We start from the raw sequence: 23,830 nt of genomic DNA on the forward strand, positions 1-23,830 counted from the left end.
CGGAGGTAATTATTCGTCTCGCTTGACTTTTTTAAAATAAATTTCCGACCTCTTATCTATTAACTGCAAACTTAGAGCTTTTTTTATAAATAACAGACATTCTATTGTTAATCTGCAGTTTGGGGAATTTGACTGCTACATAGTTCGTAAAATCAACATGAACATAATTAGCGGCAACCCTTATAGACTGCTGGGTGTATATTCTAACTCTCCGATTAAGGATCGCATAGCCAATGCGAATAAAATGAAGGCCTATTTGAAAGTCGGTAAATCTGTTAGCTTTCCACTAGATCTGTTAAATCTGATTCCAGCTCCGGTTCGTTTAGTTGAAAATATGGAGCATACCAATGGAAGCATTAACTTGCCGCAAGATCAACTGAAATATGCACTTTTTTGGTTTATCAAAGTAACTTCTATTGATGAGATAGCTATGGGGTATTTGCAAAAGGGAGAAACGGAGAAAGCTAAAGAGCTGTTTGGAAAGAAAGAAACATTTTCATCATTAATCAATCTTGGTGTATTATCATTAATACAGAATGATCAGGTAACAGCTGTTCAAACCATAACGAAAGTTATTCATAATGATGATTATCGGGTAGCCTTTGTTGAAGAAGTTTGTGGTAGTACATATCAGTTGCCAGAAGATGATTTAGCGCGGTTATTTATAAATGAACTTCTAGTAGAAGCTCCTATTCAGAATTTAATGCAATTATTTTTTAAATATGGGACATCTGAAGAGGATAATAGTTATTTGAAGGATAAGGCGATTGCTGAACCCATAGCGATTATCAGTGCTGAAATAGCAAAAGCAAAGAATGTGAAGAATGATGATTTTAATGCTCAATATAGAGCTGGATTTTCTTTGAAGAATAATACGAAAGAACCTCTTGACATTATCAGAAGTCTCTTGAAAAAAAGTGATATGCAATATCAAATGATTGCAGATAATTTGGCAAAGCAGATTTTGCAATGTGGGATTAATTACTATAATAATACTGATGAGGATGAATATGTGAAAATTGACATAGCTTATGACCTCCAAAGTTATGCTTATTCTATTGCCATTGGTAAACTTACAAAAGATCGATGCAAGGAGAATATAGAAATATTGGATAAAAAAAGAAAAGAACTAGCTCCAATAGCTGTCAAAGAATACGATAAATTTATAAAAGCGGAATTGCTCAAGTATCAAGCTTTACCTAGTTTAATCAAACATGCGATTGATCTGATTAAAAAGTGTGTACCTTATCTCATGTCTATAAAAGAAGAGTTAGGAAGTACAGATTCTTATTATTTAAGACTTTCAACTTTGATTGTAAATGCTGCGCTGTATAATGTCATTGAGGAATTTAACAGTGTAAATAATCAAAATCTTCAGTTTGAATTATTGATAGATAGAGAACGAATTATTCGTAAAGTGAAAGCAGTATTTCAGGAAGCATGGGTAGCTATTTTATATATGGATAAATTGGATATGGAAAAAGATTTTGAAATTAACAGGTATTCTCAAAATCGTGCTTCTTTGAAAGAGCAAGTATTGGGGCTTGGGATTTCGACTTATCAGGCAATTCAACTTGATATGAATTCTGAATTACAGATGTTTAAAAAATGTAAGGATTCCTCTTCTTGTCAAAAATATCTAAGTGTATTCCCTAATGGAAAGTTTGTTGTGGAAATTGGAGCTAAAATGGAAGAATACGACTTCAATGCTTGTGTGACAACACAAAGTTGTTCTGCTTTTAGAAAAAAATATCCGAACAGTAAACTACCTATTAGTCAAAAGTGGGAAGATTGTTTCTATCATACTTGTAAGACTGCTGAAGACTATCAAAGGTATTTGAATGCTTATCCTAAGGGACGATATATTTCTTCTGCAAAAAATAAAATGGAAGAGATATCCTTTGGATGTTGTAAGACTATTGATGATTATAAGATTTATTTGCAGAAATATCCTGCTGGGAAATATAAAGATGAGGCGAGAAAAAATGTTGCAGATGAAGTTTATTGGAAAAATTGTATTACATCAGATACGAGGAGTGAATATCGTAATTATCTTGCTCAATTCCCCAATGGAAGGCATAGAACTGAAGCTCAACAGAAGATTGATGGGGTAGATTGGTCCAATATACTGTCTTGGGGATTTATAATTGCTGTCATTATTATATTAACCATTGTACTTAGTAATAATTGAAGATTATGCCACAATTAATACTATATCTATTGCTTGGGATTTTCTTTGTTCTGAATGCACTAGCTAAATGTTTGGTTAAAGTTACTCAGAGTAGTAATTCATACATACGCAATGGACTACATGTGCTTATGGGATTAGTGATAATATTTAGCATATTCTATGCTTGGTATACATATCAAAGAAGAGACATCATTTCTTTTGATAAATTAAAGGCAGAAATTACGATAGAAAAATGTCAGAACTTTATAGATAAATATCCTCATAGTGAAAAAATATCAGAAGTGAGAGACTGGATTAATAAGCAATATGAAAATGAATTGCGAGCAGCTAATGATTCATTAAGTTTAAGTCTTTTTATTGATAAATATTCTAGTAATTATCGTTTTAAAGAAGAGTATAAACATCCTTATTTAAACAAGGCTATAAAACAGTTAGATGAGGAAAAGAAAAGGTTAGAGTATGAACGTAATGAACAAATAAGGAGGGAGCAAGTGGTATGGAATTCAGAAGACAGAGCTTGGCAAACCGCTTCAGAAAGAGGTATGCTCGTTATGTTTCAGAGATATCTTAATTTATACCCTAATGGCGTTCATAGGTCAGAGGCTATGAAAAAGATAATTGACTTGGAAGTTGCTGATGTTTTTAGAAGTGGAAACTATGGTCAGTTGCCATCTATGGATAAAATAGGGTATGGAAAAAGTGCATATACTACGGTTACCGTAAAAAATGATACTCAATATACTTTAACGCTTTTATATAGTGGTACGGAAAGTAAGCGGATAGTTATAAGTTCTTATGATTCCCAAGGTGTGCAACTGAAATCGGGCTCTTATCGTATTGTTGCTTCTGTTGATGCTAGTAGGGTACGAAATTTTGCAGGGAAAGAAGATTTGACTGGGGGAATCTATAGTGTAAATTATTATATATCAACATCAAGATATTAGTCATGAAACAAATTTTTATCATTCTTATTTGTACATTAGTATGTACTGCAAAGCTTTATTCACAAACAGATAGTTTGTATGAAGCACATCAAAAGCATATTTTGGGATTAGAGCAATCTTTGAAAATTCTAAAATTGGAAAATGAGGTACTGAAAAGAGGTATTAAAATTCAAAAGGAAATGATTGATAGTCAAAGTAAAAAGTTAGAATCTATGAGCTCTACTATAGAGTCAACTAATCGAAATATTGAAGACATAGTAAATCAATTGGGGGTTAGAATTGATGAAGCAAATACATCTTTGCAGGCAAAGGCAACTACTAATGATTTAAAATCAAGAACTGTGTGGGGTGTTTCTTTATTCCTATTTTTTGCGATTATTTCGTTTGTGGTTTATTGGTTACTACATAGACGAATTGCGAAAGGATATTTAGATGTTACCGCATTGAAGATTAAAGCTGATAAGCTGAATGAGGATATCCTTAATCAATTTTCTTTAGATATGATTGAGATGCAAAAGATTACAGCCTCACTTGTAACATTATCTTCTATACAGGTAGCGCAAATTGAGAATGTTGCCCCAGATCATTCTTTAATAAAGACATTGGCTGACCGTATTACATTTATGGAAATGACGCTTTATAAAATGGATAAGGGAGTTCGTGGCTATAAACAACTTTCAAAGTCTATCATTCAGATGAAAGATAATTTGAAAGCTAATGGTTATGAGTTAGTTGATATGTTAGGAAAAACTTATAGCGATGGGATGAAAGTTACTGCAAACTTTGTTGAGGATGAAGAATTGAAAGAAGGTGAGCAAATTATAACTAGTATTATTAAACCTCAAATCAACTATAGGGGAGTAATGATACAATCAGCGCAGATAACAGTAAGTCAAAACCTTTAAATAATATGTAATATGGTACAGGTAAAAATGAAATACGGAATAGATTTAGGAACAACTAATTCCGCAATTTGTAGAATGGAAAATGGAGATCCATGTATAAAAAAAACAGATACTTTAAAAGATACCTTGTCTTCCTGCGTTTCGTTTACTAAGAAAAAGGTTATCAAGGTAGGGGATAGTGCATATAATGACCTTCGTCAGGATAAATCTAGGGCTACGAAGAAATGGTCTAGACAAAATGAAAACGTCTTTATTGAGTTTAAGAGAACAATGGGACTGGACACTCCTTATGAAACTTCTAATATGGGGTGTTCATTTTCTTCCGAGGATTTGTCATCGGAAGTGTTGAAAGCTTTGAAGTCTTTTGTATCAGATGATTCAATCAATGCTGCTGTTATTACAATTCCTGCAAAATTTAAAGCAGACCAAATAGCTGCAACTAAAAGATCTGCAATTCTTGCTGGTATTGAACATTGCGAATTGCTGCAAGAACCTATTGCTGCTTCTATGGCCTATGGACTAAGTTCTGCTAGGAAAGATGGTGTGTGGTTGGTGTTTGACTTTGGTGGAGGGACATTTGATGCAGCTTTACTGAAGGTGGAGGATGGAATCATGCAAGTCAAGGATACGGAGGGGGATAATTATCTTGGTGGTAAAAATTTAGATTATGCAATTGTGGATGAAATCATAATTCCATATCTTCAGGAAAATTATGTTATTGATAAAATCCTAGCAGATGATGCCAAGAAGCAGATATTGCGGGATGCTATGAAGTTTTATGCAGAGCAGGCAAAGAATCAATTGTCTTTTAAACCACATTGTGATATAACTTCCCAATTAGATGAATTTGGAGAGGATGATGAGGGGGCAGAATTGGAATTGGATATAGTTGTTACTCAGCAGCAAATAAAGGAAGTTGTTGCTCCTGTTTTTCAAAAAGCTATCAATATTTGCAAAGACTTACTCAAACGAAACAATATACAGGGAGGTGATTTAGATTCTTTGATTCTTGTTGGAGGGCCTACATATTCTCCTGTATTGCGTGAAATGCTAAAAGAACAAATAACATCTAATGTTGATACAAGTGTTGATCCGATGACTGCTGTTGCTAAAGGGGCTGCGTTATATGCTTCGGGTATTGATAGTGAAGTGACAGAAAAGATCAGCTTTGGGACTGTTGCTTTAGGACTTTCTTATGAATCTAGTTCTGTAGAAGTTGTGGAATTTGTATCTGTTAAATTATTACCGGATGAATGTACAGGGAGGCTTTCTTCTAAAGTTTTTGTGGAACTTATAAGAAATGATAGAGGTTGGTCGAGTGGCAAGATAGAAATTAATGAAATTGGAGATGTAGTGGAATGTCAGTTGATGGAAGGGAAGACTAATGTGTTCACTATTATAGCTTATGATGACAAGGGTACTTCAATTCCTTGTTTTCCCAATGAGGTGAATATAATGCAGGGCATTGTGGTCGGTAATGCTGTATTACCATATAATATAGGTATTGAAGTACATGACAGAAGCTTGAATAGAGATATTTTTATACCTCTTAAAGGGGTAGAGAAAAATCAACCTATTCCAGCCATTGGAGTGCGTAATGGTTTAAAGACGCCCAGACAACTTCGCCCGGGTATGTCAGCAGATAATATGGTTATACCAATTTATCAAGGTGAATATAATGTAGAAGGAACAAGTGCCATTTATAATGACCATGTGTTTAATGTCTCTATAAATGGAGATGATGTACCTGCACTTATTCCGGCAGATAGTGATTTGGATATAATACTAAAAGTTGATCGTTCTCAACAAATGATAATGGAAGTGACATTCCCGATTATTGGAGAAACGGTTGAAAAAGTTATAGAGGTAGCGCAGCGTTCGACGGGAGTTGATATTTATGATTTACAAAACCGACTCGATGAAGCAAAGCAGAAATTGATTTCGTTGCAATCAAGTCCGGCTATTAAAGAATCGGAAACCATTGAAGTTCAAAATATGCTGAATGATATTACCGGGCGGTTTGATGGCGAGAAAGATAGTGATGATGGCAAAATGCATTTGCTGGCAGATTTGCGTCGAGCATTTCTTAAAATAGAAGGAGTAGAGAAAGAACATGAGTGGGATTCTATAGAAGCTGAATTAAGAACCGAATTTGACAGGTTGGAAAAGGCGAATAGTGATTTAGGGAGTAAATATGATAATCAGGTAGAGGAGCTTCGTCGTCAGACAGATGTGGTGATTTGTCAAAAGGATGTTCAGGTGGGACGGCAAGTATTAGCTGATATAAATTCTCTGTTTATTACTGTCACTTTAATTTATCAGTTGGTTGGTTTTGTACGACATTATAGTCAGAATTTTAGGCAATATGCATGGAAGGATGCAAACCGTGCCCGGCAATTGCTTAATCAAGGAATGGAAATGGTGAATAATAATCCGATGGTAGAAACTTTACATCCACTTGTCTGTGCTGTTATTGATGTGATAGATATGCCTGAAAATGAGAAACCGGAGTTCTAACTATTGTTATTGAATATGCCTATATTGAGTAAAAATCAAAAGATAAACGGTTACACAGTTGTTTTCTTGGTAAAGCAGGGAATGTGTGCTGAAACTTATCGCGTAAAAGATGGTTTGGGGAATAACTTATTCCTCAAACTTATTAATTGTGCAAAATTACATCATTCGCAATTTGATGATGATGGTAATGTATTGGAACTACAGATTACCAAGCAATTAAAGCATCCCAATATCACAATGTATCGTGATAACTTAACATTACAATTGAATGGTCAAAGGTTTGTTTGTATTGTTTTTGATTTTATTGCAGGGGAAACTGCTGCTCAATATTTGACTCGTGAACAGACCTGTAGCGTATATCAGGCAAAGCAAATTGTAGCAGGTGTATTGAATGGCTTGAAATGCATTCATAATTTTTCTCGTCCGGTTATTCATAATGAATTAACGATTCAGAACGTAATGCTTGATTTGTCAAGTGAAATAGTAGTACCTAAAATTATAGATTTTGGGCATGCCAGATACATAGACCAAAACTTTGGTTTTATAAAAGAAGGAGTAAATCCATTTTATACAGCTCCTGAAGCATTCAATGGGATTTTTTCTCCACAAACAGATTTATTCTCAGTAGGAGCGTTACTTTATCATCTTTTATTTGGTTTACCTCCTTATTTTATGGATCTGTCTTTATTTCAAAAGGAAAGGATTTTATTGATAGATGCGGTTCAAGAAGGAAGGCAGAAACCTCTCAAAATACTTGATGCAAATAAATTTGAATTGGATGAGCAACTTATAAATACGATACATAAAGCGTTGTCTCTTGATATTGATAGTCGTTTTAAATCTGCTGATGAGTTTTTAAAGGCATTAAATGGTGAAATAAAGGTTTTGAAGTTATCTAATGAAGATAAAGTAAATACTAGTTTGGTAGAAAATACGTGTGTGCCAGTTAGGAAGGTTGGAAAAGGTTTTGCTGATGTAGCAGGTATGGTAGATTTGAAAGTGCAACTTCAATCTGATGTTATTGATTTGCTGCAACACCCGGAGCAAGCGAAGGAATTAGGCTTGTTCATTCCTAATGGTTTACTGTTTTATGGTCCTCCGGGATGCGGCAAGACGTTCTTTGCAGAAAAATTTGCCGAAGAAGCAGGAATTCATTATAGATATATCAAATGTTCGGATGTGGCATCTCCATATATTCATGGTGGACAAGGCAAAATAGCTGCAATTTTTGATGATGCTCGCAAGAATGCACCGACAATCTTGTTTTTCGATGAAATAGATGCTATGATTAAAGACCGTAGCAGACAAACTAATGTTAGTGAGGCTGGTGAAGTCAATGAATTTTTGGCACAATTGAATAATTGTGGTCAGAATGGAGTTTTGGTCATTGGTGCTACTAATAAACCGACAGAAATAGATAAAGCTGCTTTGCGTGCAGGGCGTTTAGAATTGAAATACTATATTCCCCAACCCGATAAAGAAACACGTAAAAGTATGTTTGAATTAAATCTGCAAAAGAGAAAGGTTGATTTCGGTATTGATTATGAAAGACTTGCATTACTAACAGAAAACTATATTTCGGCGGATATTAAATTGATTGTTGACATGGCGGCTCGATTGACTTTTCGGAGAAAAATGGGAAAGATTACAATGAATGTATTGGAGGAGGTTATTAAAACTTCTAAACCAAGTATCTCGATAGATGTCATACATGAGCATGAAGCTATCAGAGATAAATTCTTAGGAATAAAAACAAAATTTGATCAACGAAGGAAAATTGGATTTAATTAGTAGAATTATGGAAATAAATGAGTTGTATTTAAAAACAGCATTTTGCTGTATGGCATGCGATGGGGATATTGCGCCTAAAGAATTGGAATTTATAAGGAGCTACGTTTCTAATAACGAATTGTTCTCTGTGGTGGATGTGGAAAACAAGTTGAATGAATACGTAGCAGATATAAATCAGCAGGGCATATCATTTCTGAATGATTATTTGAAAGATATTGCTAATATGTCTTTAACAGAAACACAGGAACTTAATATTGTGAGGATTGCCATTCAAATGATAGAAGTTGATAATAAAATAGAATATTCAGAAATAAGTTTTTTCAAAAGGATTCGTCTTAATCTGAATATTTCGGATGTTACTATTCTTGAAGATATGCCAGATAAAGAAGATTATTTATTGCCTGACATTATTCTGAAAGAATATGAATTTGTTTTGAATACTCCTTTTCTAAATATAAACTTGAAGAATTAGAATGAGGACAATATTAATTATACTTTTCTCTATTATACAGATTCCTTGCGTTTTAGAGGGATGGTTATCCTATATTCTTAATTGCTTAATCAAGATGTTATCTAGGATAATATTCTTATTGGCAATAGTTTCATTTATTTGGTGGCCGTTGGATATGTTTTGTGGTATTTGTTGGGCAAGTTGTGAATCTATAAAGTTGAAATTGCAAGGTATTGATATTGACTTTTCTGAAGCATTGGTTTTGTATGTGCAACATTATCCACAATTGTGAGTCTTAGATAATAAATATGAATATATTGAGAGAAATATCATGTACATTTACTTCATATGTTGATGTTGAAGATCGTATATAAGAATAAGTCGGCAATGTGATAGGTGCTGTTATAGCTATGAGTTTATTCCTTATCTGAAATAAATAACCGTTTTTTTTGTTTTGTATACGAAACAAAAATACTATATTTGTATTTTGTATATAGAACAATACCAGATATGGACAAGGAACAAATAAAGCAAATAATTGGTGAAAATCAAGAGTTTGTCAAAGATATAACATTTATGGAACGTCCTTTCACTTTTGAGGATGCAGGTAATTATGTATTTTTAGGTATTCGCCGGGCCGGAAAATCCTATTTGATGTATCAGCGGATACACCAACTGCTGAATAAAGGGCATACGATAGAAGAAATACTATATATCAATTTTGAGGACGAGCGTTTTATCGGCTTGAAATCAGAAGAGTTGAACGATATAAAATTGGCATACGAAGAGACTTTCCCCTATCAGCCTATCTTCTTTTTGGATGAGATACAAGTTGTAGACGGGTGGGAAAAGTTCGTTCGTCGGTTGGTAGATAAAAAATATCGTGTATATGTGACTGGAAGTAATGCGAAGATGTTGAGTAGTGAGATTGCTACGACATTAGGCGGGCGTTTTCTTATTCAGGAGGTATATCCGTATTCTTTTCGTGAGTTTCTTCTTTCGCAGGATATAATCTTAAAAACAAACTGGCTTTATACTCCAAGTTTACGTAATGAAGTGGTGCGCACTTTTGATGCTTATTTTTATAATGGGGGATTTCCTGAATTGATAGCATTTAAAGATAAACGTTCTTGGTTGAGCGGGCTTTATCAGAAAATATTCTTTGGTGATCTGGTGGCCCGTTATGCACTACGTAATTCGGATTCGATGAGTTTGTTGGTGAAAAAACTTGCTGAAAGTGTCATGCAACCCTCTTCTTACAATCGACTTAAAAATATAGTATCTTCAGCGGGAGAGAGCGTGGGGGTGCGAACAGTTATTGACTATGTGGGATATTTGGAAGAAACTTGGCTGATATTCAGTATTGAAAATTATGCAGCTCGTTTTGCGGAAAGAGAGAGTAACCGGAAATACTATTTTATTGATAATGGCATTTTGAATCTGTTTATCTTTAATCCGGAAACTTTGTTGTTGGAGAATTTAGTAGCTGTCTCTTTATATAGAATGGTTGGAAAGGAGCTATATTTCTATAATCAAAATGTAGAAGTTGATTTTTATATCCCTGATCAGAAATGGCTTGTTCAAGCATCATATAATATTTCTGATACTCAAACTTTTACTCGTGAAGTAAATGGGCTTTTGAAAACAGCAAAGTTCTTAAAGGCGGAGAAGTTACAAATTGTGACTCGTAATGAAGAACGTACGGTGGAACAGGATGGTTTTACAATAGAGGTGATTCCCATTTGGAAATGGATGATAATGCTAGAGAATAAGTGACATCAGGGTAAAGTGGATGAGACAACAAAAAGAAAATTGGAAAAATAACTAATACAATTTATATATGGGCTGTTTAATGAATTTATTGTGGTTGTTGCTTGGTGGTATCTTTACTGCTGTTGAATACCTCATCTCAAGCATATTGATGATGCTTACCATTATTGGTATTCCGTTTGGTATGCAAACCTTGAAACTGGCAGGACTTGCTTTGTGGCCTTTCGGTAAAGAGGTAAGAAGTGGAAACCGCTCTGGCGGTTGCCTTTATATATTGATGAATATCCTGTGGATATTTTTGGGTGGCATTTGGATCTGTCTGTCCCATTTGGTTTTCGGGGCTATATTATGTATTACTATCATTGGTATTCCTTTTGGCTTACAGCACTTTAAATTGGCAGCTTTGGCATTATCACCTTTTGGGAAAGACATTATAACAGTGTAAGAGTAGTTGTAGGGAAGCGTATGCTTATAATTAAAAGTTATAATGCATAATTAGAAACTATTGGCGGGTCTTGATTGTTTACCGTACCTTTGCACCCGGAAAACAATTAAAGATAAAAAGATATGATTTCAACAGCTACAAAAACTTTGCAGGCAAATAATAAAATGATTTATGTTGCACTGCTTTCTACTCTGACTTTCTTTCTTTTTTTAGACTATATTCCAGGATTGGAAGCATGGTCGGCTTGGGTAACTCCTCCGGTTGCTTTGTTCCTCGGACTTATTTTTGCATTGACTTGCGGACAAGCACATCCTAAGTTTAATAAGAAAACCTCTAAATATCTGTTGCAATATTCAGTTGTAGGATTGGGATTTGGTATGAATCTTCATTCTGCTTTAGCTTCCGGTAAGGAAGGTATGGAGTTTACGGTCATTTCGGTGATCGGAACCTTGGTAATAGGTTGGTTTATTGGACGTAAGTTGTTCAAGATCGACCGTAATACAGCTTATCTTATCAGTTCGGGAACTGCTATCTGTGGTGGTAGTGCTATCGCAGCAGTGGGACCAGTGTTGAAAGCGAAGGACAGTGAAATGTCTGTGGCATTAGGTACAATCTTTATCTTGAACGCTATTGCACTTTTCATTTTCCCTGCCATTGGTCATGCATTAAATATGGATCAGCAACAATTCGGAACATGGGCGGCCATTGCCATTCATGACACCAGTTCTGTAGTAGGTGCAGGAGCTGCTTATGGCGAAGAAGCATTGAAAGTGGCAACCACTATTAAACTGACCCGTGCGCTTTGGATTATCCCGATGGCTTTTGCTACTTCCTTTATTTTCAAGAGCAAAGGACAAAAGATAAGTATTCCATGGTTTATCTTTTTCTTCGTGTTGGCATTGGTAGTAAATACTTATTTGCTGGATGGAGTACCACAATTGGGAGCGGCTATTAACGGTATTGCCCGTAAAACTCTGACGATTACCATGTTTTTCATCGGTGCTTCTCTTTCTATTGATGTATTGAAAGCAGTTGGAATAAAGCCTTTGGTTCAAGGAATTTTGCTTTGGGTAATAATCAGCTTGAGCACATTGGCATACATTTATTTTGTATAAGAGGAAAAAAGAGAGAACTATATAAAAGAGAAAAAGGTGGGAGAATGATCGTAGTAAACGACTTTCTCCCACCTTTGTTTATTCAGTTTTAGCCTGCGGATAAAGCAGAATTAAAGCAAATTATTTCTTCTTCAATTCTTCGAAGATCAATCCTTCCAGTTCTTCAGCCAGTTCAGGATTATCCATGATGCATTGTTTAGCGGCATCACGTCCTTGTCCTAACTTAGTATCATTGTAGCTATACCATGAACCGCTCTTCTTGATGATTCCCAGGTCAGCACCCAAGTCGATGATTTCTCCGGAATGGGAGATACCTTCACCGAACATGATGTCAAATTCTGCTTTGCGGAAAGGAGGTGCTACTTTATTCTTCACCACTTTCACCTTAGTCAGTTTACCGAGAATCTCTTCGCCATCTTTGATCGGTTGGCTACCACGGATATCCAGACGTACAGAAGCGTAGAACTTCAAAGCGTTACCACCGGTTGTTGTTTCCGGGTTACCGAACATAACACCGATCTTCTCACGCAACTGGTTGATGAAAATACAAGTAGTACGTGTCTTGCTCACAGCAGCTGTCAACTTACGAAGAGCCTGCGACATCAAACGTGCTTGAAGGCCTACTTTGTTATCACCCATGTCGCCTTCGATTTCCGCTTTAGGAGTCAGTGCAGCTACAGAGTCAATAACGATGATGTCGATAGCAGAAGAACGAATCAGTTGTTCCGCAATCTCCAACGCTTGCTCGCCGTTATCCGGTTGAGAGATATAAAGATCATCGATATTTACGCCCAGTTTAGATGCGTAGAAACGGTCGAAAGCGTGTTCGGCATCAATAAAAGCAGCGATACCGCCGGCCTTTTGTGCTTCAGCAATGGCGTGGATAGCCAATGTTGTTTTACCGGAAGACTCCGGGCCATAGATTTCAATGATTCTACCTCTTGGGTAACCTCCAACGCCAAGTGCCACGTTCAGGGCAATAGAGCCTGTTGGGATCACTTCTACTTGTTCAACACTATCATCACCCATTTTCATGATAGAACCTTTACCGAAGCTCTTTTCTATCTTTTCCATGGCAGCCTGTAAGGCTTTTAGTTTTTCGCTTGATGCCATTTTATTATCTGTTTCAAAATTAAGTTCGTCTTTTTTTGCCATACCTTATTCTTATATAATTAATGGAGTTATTGATTTAAAATCTGTGAGGCATGTTCTTTGGTCTTCACTTCTTTGGGAGTGATAATCCGTTCTACGATTCCCTCTTCATTAATCAGGAAAGTAGTGCGGAAAGTACCCATGTAAGCACGTCCGTACAGTTTCTTTTCTCCCCATACTCCAAATTCTTCTACTAACTTTTTGTCAGTGTCAGCAATCAGAGTGAAAGGAAGATTGTTCTTTTCGATGAATTTCTGGTGCGACTTTTCATTGTCTACGCTGACACCGATTACTTCATAGCCGGCTTTACGTAGTTCGGAATAGTTGTCGCGCAGGTTACACGCTTGTGCGGTGCAACCTGATGTACTGTCCTTTGGGTAGAAGTACAACACAATTTTTTTTCCTTTATAAGCACTTAAACGGATTTCTTCGCCTTTCTCATTGATACCCAAGACTTCCGGTGCTTTATCTCCTACGTTTATCATAACTTTCTTTTAATGAATAGGTGTACGCTTATAATTCCAAATCCTTGTCGAACTCTTCATGCCAGGGAAGACCTTGCTTATTGAGTTGTTCCATGAACGGATCCGGATTGAATTCTTCTACATTGTTTACACCCGGACGATTCCATTCGCCTTTGAAGAACATCATGGCTCCAATCATTGCCGGAACTCCGGTGGTGTAGCTTACTCCCTGCATACCGGTTTCCTGATAAGCTTCCTGGTGACTACAGTTGTTGTATACATAGTAAGTACGTTCCTTACCATCTTTCAGACCACGGATACGGCAACCGATAGAAGTTTCTCCTTCGTAGTTTTCTCCTAAATCCTGCGGGTTAGGCAATACAGCCTTCAAGAATTGCAATGGTACAATCTTCATTCCGTTGTAATCAACCTCGTCGATTCGTGCCATACCGATGTTTTGGATAACGCGTAAATGAGTTAAATACTCCTGTCCGAAAGTCATCCAGAAACGTGCACGTTTGATAGTCGGATAATGTTTCACCAAAGATTCCAGTTCTTCGTGATAAAGAAGATAAGAGTCACGCGGACCGATGTTCGGGTATGTCAGGTCTTTATGGATTTCCAGCGGACCGGTAGTTACCCATTTGCCATTTTCATAATAGCGTCCGTTTTGTGTAATCTCGCGAATGTTGATCTCCGGATTGAAGTTTGTAGCAAAAGCCTTATGATGGTTACCTGCATTGCAGTCTACAATGTCCAGATATTGAATCTCATCAAAATAATGTTTAGCTGCATAAGCAGTATAGATACCGCTTACTCCCGGGTCGAATCCGCAGCCGAGGATAGCTGTCAGACCTGCTTCTTTGAAACGATCGTGATAAGCCCACTGCCAGCTGTATTCAAAATGAGCTTCATCTTTCGGCTCATAGTTGGCGGTGTCCAGATAGTTCACTCCGGCTTTCAGACAAGCTTCCATAATCGTCAGATCCTGATAAGGGAGAGCCACATTAATCACCATTTCGGGTTTGAAATCGTTGAATAAGGCTACCAGCTCCTCTACATTGTCTGCGTCAACTTTAGCTGTTTTTATATTGGGGTTACCTATTGCCTCGACGATTTTATCGCATTTCTCTTTCGTACGACTGGCAATCATGATATCTGTAAATACATCGGCATTTTGTGCCACTTTGTGTGCAACGACAGTGCCAACACCGCCTGCACCAATAATAAGAACTCTACCCATTTCTGTATTTAATGAATTATAATTTATGATTTATTGGTTTGGCAAATATACGTGATTATTTTCAGATAATCATTGCGCAGCTACTCCTTTTTATTTGTAACGTTGCAAGGTTCCGTTTTCGAATTCCAGCGTTTTGCCATTGTAGAACCAAGTTTCGAAACGACTGTCTTTTTTCAGCTCGATTTCTATCGGATCACCAATGGACAAACGACATTCTACCGTACTCATCCCTGCCTCCAAATCTCCCCGGGAGATAATCTGCCAACGTTTTTCTGTAATGCCCGGATATTTCTTATGTATATCCTCGAATCCGAAAAAATCTTCGATATAATTATCATTTTTGACAATCACGTCATATTTCAGATCTGTTTCCAATTCATAGATTGCCCCGTCCCTGTCCGTTAATGACAGGGTGGCCAGGCTGCCGGGGGGAGATAATTTAATCTCTTTTATTTGCAGAACCGTATATCGGGGCAAGTGAACACGTGATTCGGTCTGCTTATCTTCAAAAGATACGATTCTTTTGGCCGGCAGCATCTTTTTAGGATAAACGGTCATTCCCAAGTATTTATTTTTCAGGCTTTCAATAGTACCCAGACTCTTGTTAGTGAAACTGAATGCATTTGAAAAATATTTCATTCTCTTTTCGCCTTGAAAATCATTCAGGTCCATGCCGGAGTTCGTTCGCGAGAGAGCGACTTCCAGATAATAAGAATGTCCCTGTGTATCTTTGAATACGATTTTCACTGGATATGCCTGACTGCCGACTCCAATAGCGGTAATTGTAGCTTCCGTATTGACAGGAATTGCTATATTCTGATAGCCGGAATAATTGTTGGCATCGTCTACCCGGGCACTTTCAGATTGTATATAGACTGTTTTTCCTATTAACAACTCTTTGGCAGTATCTACATCTTTCAGATAAACCAATCCATTGATACCGGCACGGGGAGCCTTCTCGCAAATCTCGTCCAGCCTCATGTTCTTTATGTCATAATAATATTTTTCTCCCTCACATTCGAATACGAAGCGAGTGGAATAGTTAGTCCCGGTTGATATATTTTGAGCCTTCTCTTCTGTTCCCGTGAAAGTGAGAATTTTGTGCTTCAGCAGGCTGTTGTCTATTCCTTTTTCGGTGTCGTAGCTGGAAAGAGTAGGAAGGAACATGTTCCGTGTAGAAGGAACAAACATAAACTTCATTCCGGGTGTCCATTTACACAGCGGTTGCAGTGGAAAGTTATTCTTGATGAATTGTTCTTCTTCACCTACAGGGATTTCCTGCGTGGAAGGAGTAGTGACAATGTAATCACTTTGAGCTGTGATAGGACACGTGCCACAACAGAATAGAATTAAAGACAGGACAATTATTCTCATATTTGTTTACTTTAAGTGAACTATGTAAATTGTTCGTTTGTTGTATATCTACTGGCAAATGTATATATTTTATGTTGTATTGGATGTTATTTTCCAATCTTTTTGATATCTTTGCCCCCGATTTTAACTTAAACGTTATAACAATATGAAGAAAGTATTTGTTTCAATTTGCATTGCTGGTGCAGCACTTGCAATGTCTTCGTGCCGTTCGGTTGAGAAGGCAATCCCCCTGTCATCTATCAATGGTGAATGGAATATTATAGAAGTCAACGGCTCGAAAATTGCTCCGGGCGAAAGTAGAACCCTTCCTTTTATCGCTTTTGATACAGCGACCGGTCGTGTGTCCGGCAATAGCGGATGTAATCGTATGATGGGCAGTTTCGATGTAAATGCGAAGCCGGGAAGCCTTGAACTTACAGGGATGGCTAGTACCCGAATGATGTGTCCGGATATGACTACTGAAAATAATGTATTGAATGCTTTTGCGCAAGTAAAAGGATACAAGAAGGCAGGTAAAGATAAGATGTATCTTTGCAATTCGTCCAACCGTCCGGTTGTCGTTCTACAAAAGAAGGAGGCTGATGTGAAACTTTCAGTTTTGAATGGAGAATGGAAAATTAAAGAAGTGAATGGTGAAGCAATTCCTTCCGGTATGGAAAAACAACCTTTCATTGCTTTTGATGTGAAGAAAAAGACCATTCATGGCAATGCCGGATGTAATTTGATTAATGGTGGTTTTGAAACCAGTACAAGTAATGCCAAATCTATTTCTTTCCCGGGAGTAGCAAGCACAATGATGGCTTGTCCTGATATGGAAACAGAAGGTAAGGTGCTGAAAGCTATCAATGAAGTGAAATCATTCGATGTGTTGTCCGGTGGTGGCATTGGTTTGTATGATGCAAACGGTGCATTGGTCATCGTGTTGGAAAAGTAATAGATAAGAGTTATATATAATAGGATATGCCTGTGTCGCACTTGACGATACAGGCATATTTTTTTTCCTTTATCGAACCAGAGCCGCCTGTATTTGTTTAAAGAAACAGTTGCTGATTGGCTTTGAATATGACTATGTCAGCAGTGTTTATTTATTAAAACTGTCTTTTTGGCAGATATTATGTCATGCATTCGTATAATTTCCTTTTGGCACACGGTTTGCTTTTTAATAAGCGTCCGTTCGCGGCGAAGCTCCCTGATAAGAGCAGAGAAACAACCGGACAAAAAGAAATCATTGAATAAATAATAAATAAAAAAATAACGATCATGGGAAAAATTATTGGTATTGACTTAGGAACTACAAACTCTTGTGTTGCCGTATTCGAAGGTAACGAACCTGTAGTAATTGCAAACAGTGAAGGTAAGCGTACAACTCCTTCTGTTGTCGCTTTCGTTGATGGTGGCGAACGTAAAGTGGGTGATCCTGCAAAACGTCAGGCTATTACGAACCCTACACGTACAATCTTCTCTATCAAACGTTTCATGGGTGAAAATTGGGATCAGGTACAAAAAGAAGTGACTCGTGTTCCTTATAAAGTAGTGAAAGGTGACAACAACACTCCACGTGTTGACATCGACGGACGTCTGTATACTCCGCAGGAAATCTCTGCAATGATTCTTCAGAAAATGAAGAAGACTGCCGAAGACTACCTTGGACAGGAAGTAACAGAAGCAGTCATCACCGTTCCTGCTTATTTCTCCGACTCTCAACGTCAGGCTACAAAAGAAGCCGGACAGATTGCCGGTCTGGAAGTAAAACGTATTGTAAACGAACCGACAGCCGCAGCTCTTGCTTACGGTCTGGATAAGGCTCACAAAGATATGAAGATTGCTGTATTCGACCTTGGTGGTGGTACATTCGATATCTCTATCCTCGAATTCGGTGGTGGTGTATTTGAAGTACTTTCTACAAACGGTGATACTCACCTTGGTGGTGACGACTTCGACCAGGTAATCATCAACTGGTTGGTACAGGAATTCAAAAACGATGAAGGTGCTGACTTGACTCAGGATCCGATGGCTTTGCAACGTCTGAAAGAAGCTGCTGAAAAAGCTAAGATTGAGCTTTCTTCTTCTACAAGTACAGAAATCAACTTGCCGTATATCATGCCGGTAGGTGGTGTGCCTAAGCACTTGGTGAAGACTTTGACTCGTGCAAAATTCGAATCTCTGGCTCACGAATTGATCCAGGCTTGTCTTGAACCATGTAAGAAAGCAATGAGCGATGCAGGTTTGAACAATGCTGATATTGATGAAGTAATCCTTGTTGGTGGTTCTTCACGTATTCCGGCTGTTCAGAAATTGGTAGAAGATTTCTTCGGCAAAGCTCCTTCTAAAGGTGTGAATCCGGATGAAGTAGTAGCTATTGGTGCTGCTGTGCAGGGTGCTGTTTTGACAGACGAAATCAAAGGTGTAGTATTGTTGGATGTTACTCCGCTGTCAATGGGTATCGAAACACTGGGTGGTGTAATGACTAAGTTGATCGACGCTAACACTACCATTCCGGCTCGTAAGAGTGAAACATTCTCTACTGCTGCTGATAATCAAAGTGAAGTTACGATTCATGTATTGCAGGGAGAACGTCCGATGGCCGCTCAGAATAAATCAATCGGTCAGTTCAATTTGTCAGGTATTGCTCCGGCTCGTCGTGGTGTTCCTCAAATTGAGGTTACATTCGATATCGATGCGAACGGTATCTTGAAAGTATCTGCTAAAGATAAGGCTACTGGTAAAGAACAAGCTATCCGTATCGAAGCATCCAGCGGTTTGAGCAAGGAAGAAATCGAAAAGATGAAGGCTGAAGCTGAAGCTAATGCTGAAGCAGATAAGAAAGAACGTGAAAAAATCGATAAGCTGAACCAGGCTGACAGCGTAATCTTCCAGACTGAAAATCAGTTGAAGGAATTAGGTGATAAGTTGCCTGCTGATAAGAAAGCTCCGATTGAAGCTGCTTTGCAGAAATTGAAAGATGCTCACAAAGCACAGGACTTGGCTGCTATCGATACTGCTATGGCAGAAATCAATACTGCCTTCCAGGCTGCAAGTGCTGAAATGTACGCACAGGGTGGTGCACAAGGTGGTGCACAGGCTGGTCCTGATATGAACGGTGGTGCTGGTCAGCAAGATAATAGCAAGCACGGGGATAACGTTCAGGATGCTGACTTTGAGGAAGTGAAGTAAGTATCGGTAAACAACGATAATTATAAATAAGAATATAGGGTGTAACTCAATGAGTTATGCCCTATTTCTTTTTATATCACTTTTCTTTGATTTTGCTTATTATTCGGATTTTTATTGTATATTTGTACCATAATTGTACCGACGCTTAAAAGTAGATAATATGACACTTATAAAAATGTTGGTATTGAGAATGAGAAATATAAGTAAAAAGTGAATTATGCCAGCAGCAAAATTTGAAATAACACGTCAATGCAAGGTTTGTGGAGAGACCTTTGTGGCTAAAACCATTGAATCGTGGTATTGCTCTCCTAAATGTTCCAAAATTGCATGGAAACGACGCAAGGATGAAGAATTGAGATTGCAAAGGTTGGACGATGTGGTCAAGAAAATACCAAAGTCCAAAGAGTACATCACTGTTCCTGAAGCATACGCTTTGTTTGGCATAAGCAAAGAAACTCTTTACCGCTTGATTCGTAAGGGAACAATTCCAAGTGTGAATGCCGGAGAAAGGCAAACATTATTATCAAAAGAAGAACTGATGAAACTCTATCCTCTCCGAAAGAAAGCTCTCACAAAGCCGAAGCCTATCGCTAAACTGTATAGTCTGGAGCCAAAAGACTGTTATACCATTGGAGAAATCACAGAGAAATTTCTTGTGAATGAAAGTACCGTTTATCTCCATATACGCAAATACTCTATCCCTACCCGGCAGATAGGGAATTTTGTATATGTCCCCAAGAAAGAAATTGATAACTTATATAAAGGTATGAAACGATGAAGAAAGCATTAGTCAATACACGAGTGTCGGTAAAACTCCGCAAGTCTGAATATCGTGATGAATGGTATCTTTATGTGGAATCTTATCCTGTGTTCCAATCCGGTAAAGATACTCCGCAAAGAGTACGTGAATATCTCAATCGTACTATTACGACACCTGTTTGGGATAAGTCACGTAATGCACGGACTAATACCGAAGGTAAAACCACTTATAAGCCAAAGCGAGATCTGAATGGTATTATACAATGTAAGTCTCAATTGGATCAAGAATCATGTATCTATGCCGATAAAGTCAGAAGCCTACGGCAAAAGGAATATGATAATGCGGCTCTTTATGCTGATACCGATGCTGAACAGGCAGAGCAGTTGGAACGCTCCAGAAGTAATTTCATTGAATACTTCGACCATGTGCAGCGAACAAGGCACGCCCATAGTTCTGATTCTATCATTGTCAATTGGAGGCGAGTTCATGAGTTGTTGAAGATATTTGCAAAAAGCGATACCATTCTCTTTTCACAAATAGACTTAAAGATGGTGGAATCGTTTCGTCAATTCATAATGAACGCTCCACAAGGAGGAACTAAACGAGGTACAATATCTCAAAATACAGCTGCAACATATTTTTCAATCTTCAAAGCCGGATTGAAACAAGCATTTATAGATGGCTACCTAACTATTGATATTTCTGCGAAAGTCAAAGGTATTCAGGAAAGAGAAAGCCGGAGAGAATATCTTACGGTAGAGGAATTGAATCGACTGGCACAAACACCTTGTGACCCATTACTGAAACGTGCAGCCCTGTTTTCTGCTCTAACAGGAATCCGTCATTGCGATATTCAAAAATTGAAATGGTCGGAAGTGGAGAATTTCAATGGAGGTTATCGCTTGAACTTTACTCAACAAAAGACAAAAGGTGTTGAATATATGCCAATTTCGGAACAAGCATTCAATCTTTGTGGTGAGCAGCAGGAGGGAGAGCTTCTTGTGTTTGCCGGACTGCCAGACCCTTCATGGATAAATCGTCCTGTCAAGAAATGGGTTGAAGCAGCCGGAATATCCAAACACATAACATTTCATTGCTTCCGTCATTCCTATGCGACCCTGCAACTGGCTGGAGGTACTGATATTTATACAGTTAGCAAAATGTTGGGACATACAAACGTAAGGACAACCCAAGTGTATGCAAAGGTGGTAGATTCTAAAAAGGAAGGGGCAACCAAGACAATTAAACTGAATATGCCAAATAATATATAGAGAAGAAACTCTTTATTGAATGCTTTAATATGAATAGAAATTCATCTATTTGCAGATAGAAGTTACAAAAAGAGTGCATTTTATGGAAATGAGCGTATGTTAATTGCTCATGATAGTAATAGGTTACGAGTTGGTTATCTGCTGCATTATTCTTCTGCACATTGCAACCTTCAAAGAATTCTTCGTATGCAAAAGCAACAATAAAACTGGAGATTTTGAAATGAATCTCCCTGTTTTTTTCTTTCTCATACAGGCTTTTCCGTAAAAGCGGTTTTATTCGTCGGCACACCATCGCCCAAAAGGATTTTGAACGAACGTGTGCTGACTATCGCATAAGTGTAGAAAGGGGGCTTTTACGGCTTTTCAGATGATTTATCATTTTTCGCTGTCCCTTTGAGCCGGAAGTGGAAAGCCGTGCGCGACTACCTAGATCATAAGTCGTCTCTCGTAGCAGACAAATAAGGTTGTGTGTCTTATAATCACTAAAACAGGTTCAATCAAACGAACTTCAATAACAACACCTTTTTATTATACATATCTGATAATTGAGATTCTACATCGAACCTTATTGTTTTTCCTGTAATGGAATTGCGGGGGTAGTAATAGGATAAGATGTATGAATTAGAGTTCCACTCTTATGAGTCGAATAGACATTGCAATGATTGCTGAGGCAATGAACAATTCCTCTGCTGGGATGTTTACGAGAGCCTTTTGCGGAAATAATCGCACAGCATGGAGCCAATTTATCAATCAATACCGAGGTCAGATTATGTTTACTTCCATGATGTGGAACTTTTATTCTAGAGCCTGACAAGTTCGTATTATTAGAAATTGCATCAGTGATAGCAGCTCGATTTGCATCACCGAGCAATAAAAATTTACAACTCGTGATCGGTTCAAATAAAAGAATTATGCTACCAGCATTAGTTGGCGAACAATCATCAGGCTCGTCATCAATAGACGATTTAGCTTGAACGGATGAAAAATAACCTATATCATTGTATATTGTATTATCCTCATCTTTTCTCCTTTTATTGTTCTTGAGTATTTCTATCGCAAGAGGATGATAGAAATCCAAACTTGGACCAACAACTGAGATCGGAATGTGTGAATGTATTTTGCCACAATATGCACCATATACATTGCATTTGTTAGATACAGCTAAATCTATGAGGTTAAGTGAATCCGTATCTGTTGGATGATCATAGCATTCACGACAATGAGACAACCTATTTCGTTTAGGATATAATCTATTATATTCATCTTCTTTAATTACATCCTCTGGCGTATTAAGCCAAAATTCATTAATGATTACATCTCTATCATTCAATAATCCAAAAAAACCTCCTTTATGGTCAGAGTCAGGGTGAGTACATATTGCTAAATCAATAGTATAAGTTTTCCAGTGATTCCAAATATAGTTTTTGATTTTGTCTGAATCGCTGACATTTCCAGCGTCAATTAATACAACATATTGGTCTCCGCTGTTTTCATATCGTATTATGATTGCATCAGCGTCTGAAACGCTAAGATAATGAACTTCGTAATTCGGCATATATATATTATTGGTTGTTTAATCGAGATATACGTGATGTAATATAAGATACTTGCTTCCTATAGGCACAAAGGAATAGCAGTACACCTAAACACAATATAATCCAACAGATATTATCTGTTATAAAATTCTTAATATTTGAGAAAAGGAAAATTAGCTTGATAATAAGGACTATAGAGAATACAGATATATAGCTCCTGTATTCATTGTTCATTCGACTTAACTGTGTAAGTTTTCCAGATGTATCTTTCAACTCGGCATCAGTAAAATCTTTATGTGGCACAAACTTCACAATTTTAAGCATTTTAATTAGAGGCTCAAAAACTAAAGAACTTATCCGAGAGTTTATTATACCAAGAAAATAGAGGATAACGGCAAGTATCCATATATTATTTGTAAGAGAGAATATATCGCAACCTTCCACGCAAAATTTTAGTAAGGCAGCCAACACTGTGCCCGGAATTAAATTTGTCAACAAATTGTAGACAGGGATTGATGATATTATTTTTTCCATTTATTGCATATATTTAATTATAGTGTTTCATTGAACGTGTCTGAAGAGGAATGCTCAATCCTCTATAATTCAGACAACAATGCAAAATTACAAAATTCTTTTCATTATTTCATCATTCAACATAGATAAGATACAAAAGGCTGAAGAAATTGCAGCGAATTTGGGTGATAATAAAAAAGGAAATCACATGAAAT

General features: G+C 37.3%; 18 protein-coding genes. 13 read left to right on the forward strand and 5 right to left on the reverse strand.

From position 1 onward, the window contains the following. The first annotated feature begins 157 nt into the window (after positions 1-157). From LPH68_RS21685 to LPH68_RS21725, 9 genes are all read left to right on the forward strand, one after another. The gene (locus LPH68_RS21685; RefSeq protein WP_151923781.1) at positions 158-2,191 is read left to right on the forward strand and encodes a hypothetical protein; all 2,034 of its coding nucleotides are present in this window, start codon (positions 158-160) and stop codon (positions 2,189-2,191) included. A 5-nt stretch (positions 2,192-2,196) separates the two neighbouring features. Then, entirely contained in the window at positions 2,197-3,135 is a 939-nt protein-coding gene (locus LPH68_RS21690) for a hypothetical protein (protein WP_087323068.1), read from the forward strand. Positions 3,136-3,137: 2 nt separating this feature from the next. After that, positions 3,138-4,040 (forward strand): hypothetical protein, encoded by a 903-nt coding sequence (locus LPH68_RS21695; protein WP_087323065.1) that lies wholly within the window; start codon positions 3,138-3,140, stop codon positions 4,038-4,040. Between the two features lie 12 nt (positions 4,041-4,052). Next, positions 4,053-6,557, forward strand: a complete 2,505-nt coding sequence (locus tag LPH68_RS21700) for an Hsp70 family protein (protein ID WP_087323060.1) — start codon at positions 4,053-4,055, stop codon at positions 6,555-6,557. 24 nt (positions 6,558-6,581) lie between these two features. Further along, on the forward strand, positions 6,582-8,348 hold the full coding sequence (locus LPH68_RS21705) for an AAA family ATPase (protein ID WP_230297131.1): 1,767 nt from the start codon (positions 6,582-6,584) through the stop codon (positions 8,346-8,348). A 7-nt stretch (positions 8,349-8,355) separates the two neighbouring features. Further along, entirely contained in the window at positions 8,356-8,820 is a 465-nt protein-coding gene (locus tag LPH68_RS21710; RefSeq protein WP_128859714.1) for a TerB family tellurite resistance protein, read from the forward strand. A gap of 489 nt (positions 8,821-9,309) precedes the next feature. Continuing rightward, positions 9,310-10,575 carry an ATP-binding protein gene (locus tag LPH68_RS21715; RefSeq protein WP_151923782.1) on the forward strand — a complete coding sequence of 422 codons (1,266 nt, stop codon included), beginning with the start codon at positions 9,310-9,312 and terminating at the stop codon, positions 10,573-10,575. A 64-nt stretch (positions 10,576-10,639) separates the two neighbouring features. Continuing rightward, entirely contained in the window at positions 10,640-11,014 is a 375-nt protein-coding gene (locus tag LPH68_RS21720; RefSeq protein ID WP_008021320.1) for a YccF domain-containing protein, read from the forward strand. 122 nt (positions 11,015-11,136) lie between these two features. Continuing rightward, positions 11,137-12,129 carry a YeiH family protein gene (locus LPH68_RS21725; RefSeq protein ID WP_004312517.1) on the forward strand — a complete coding sequence of 331 codons (993 nt, stop codon included), beginning with the start codon at positions 11,137-11,139 and terminating at the stop codon, positions 12,127-12,129. Positions 12,130-12,249: 120 nt separating this feature from the next. Here LPH68_RS21725 and recA read toward each other — a convergent pair whose 3' ends face one another. The 4 genes from recA to LPH68_RS21745 form a co-directional block, all read right to left on the reverse strand. Continuing rightward, a complete protein-coding gene (gene recA / locus LPH68_RS21730) occupies positions 12,250-13,284 on the reverse strand; it encodes a recombinase RecA (RefSeq protein WP_004312516.1) in 1,035 nt (344 codons plus the stop codon). A gap of 26 nt (positions 13,285-13,310) precedes the next feature. After that, on the reverse strand, positions 13,311-13,766 hold the full coding sequence (gene bcp / locus LPH68_RS21735) for a thioredoxin-dependent thiol peroxidase (RefSeq protein ID WP_004312515.1): 456 nt from the start codon (positions 13,764-13,766) through the stop codon (positions 13,311-13,313). A 28-nt stretch (positions 13,767-13,794) separates the two neighbouring features. Continuing rightward, positions 13,795-14,988 (reverse strand): saccharopine dehydrogenase family protein, encoded by a 1,194-nt coding sequence (locus tag LPH68_RS21740; RefSeq protein ID WP_004312514.1) that lies wholly within the window; start codon positions 14,986-14,988, stop codon positions 13,795-13,797. A 90-nt stretch (positions 14,989-15,078) separates the two neighbouring features. Further along, the gene (locus LPH68_RS21745; RefSeq protein WP_117811436.1) at positions 15,079-16,362 is read right to left on the reverse strand and encodes a hypothetical protein; all 1,284 of its coding nucleotides are present in this window, start codon (positions 16,360-16,362) and stop codon (positions 15,079-15,081) included. A 145-nt stretch (positions 16,363-16,507) separates the two neighbouring features. On the opposite strand from LPH68_RS21745, the gene LPH68_RS21750 reads away from it, so the two are divergent. From LPH68_RS21750 to LPH68_RS21765, 4 genes are all read left to right on the forward strand, one after another. After that, positions 16,508-17,296, forward strand: coding sequence for an META domain-containing protein (locus LPH68_RS21750; protein ID WP_004313951.1), 789 nt, complete (start codon positions 16,508-16,510; stop codon positions 17,294-17,296). A gap of 326 nt (positions 17,297-17,622) precedes the next feature. Beyond that, the gene (gene dnaK / locus LPH68_RS21755; RefSeq protein ID WP_008021329.1) at positions 17,623-19,536 is read left to right on the forward strand and encodes a molecular chaperone DnaK; all 1,914 of its coding nucleotides are present in this window, start codon (positions 17,623-17,625) and stop codon (positions 19,534-19,536) included. Between the two features lie 217 nt (positions 19,537-19,753). Further along, positions 19,754-20,314, forward strand: coding sequence for a helix-turn-helix domain-containing protein (locus LPH68_RS21760; RefSeq protein WP_016272817.1), 561 nt, complete (start codon positions 19,754-19,756; stop codon positions 20,312-20,314). Beyond that, positions 20,311-21,567, forward strand: coding sequence for a site-specific integrase (locus LPH68_RS21765; protein ID WP_016272816.1), 1,257 nt, complete (start codon positions 20,311-20,313; stop codon positions 21,565-21,567). The genes LPH68_RS21760 and LPH68_RS21765 overlap by 4 nt, the downstream gene beginning before the upstream one ends. Positions 21,568-22,132: 565 nt before the next feature. On the opposite strand, the gene LPH68_RS21770 is transcribed toward LPH68_RS21765, so the two are convergent. Then, positions 22,133-23,122 carry a ComEC/Rec2 family competence protein gene (locus LPH68_RS21770; protein ID WP_230297132.1) on the reverse strand — a complete coding sequence of 330 codons (990 nt, stop codon included), beginning with the start codon at positions 23,120-23,122 and terminating at the stop codon, positions 22,133-22,135. Positions 23,123-23,830 lie beyond the last annotated feature (708 nt).

Origin of the sequence: Bacteroides sp. 1_1_30, from assembly GCF_020982715.1 — a bacterium.
Lineage (GTDB): Bacteria > Bacteroidota > Bacteroidia > Bacteroidales > Bacteroidaceae > Bacteroides > Bacteroides xylanisolvens.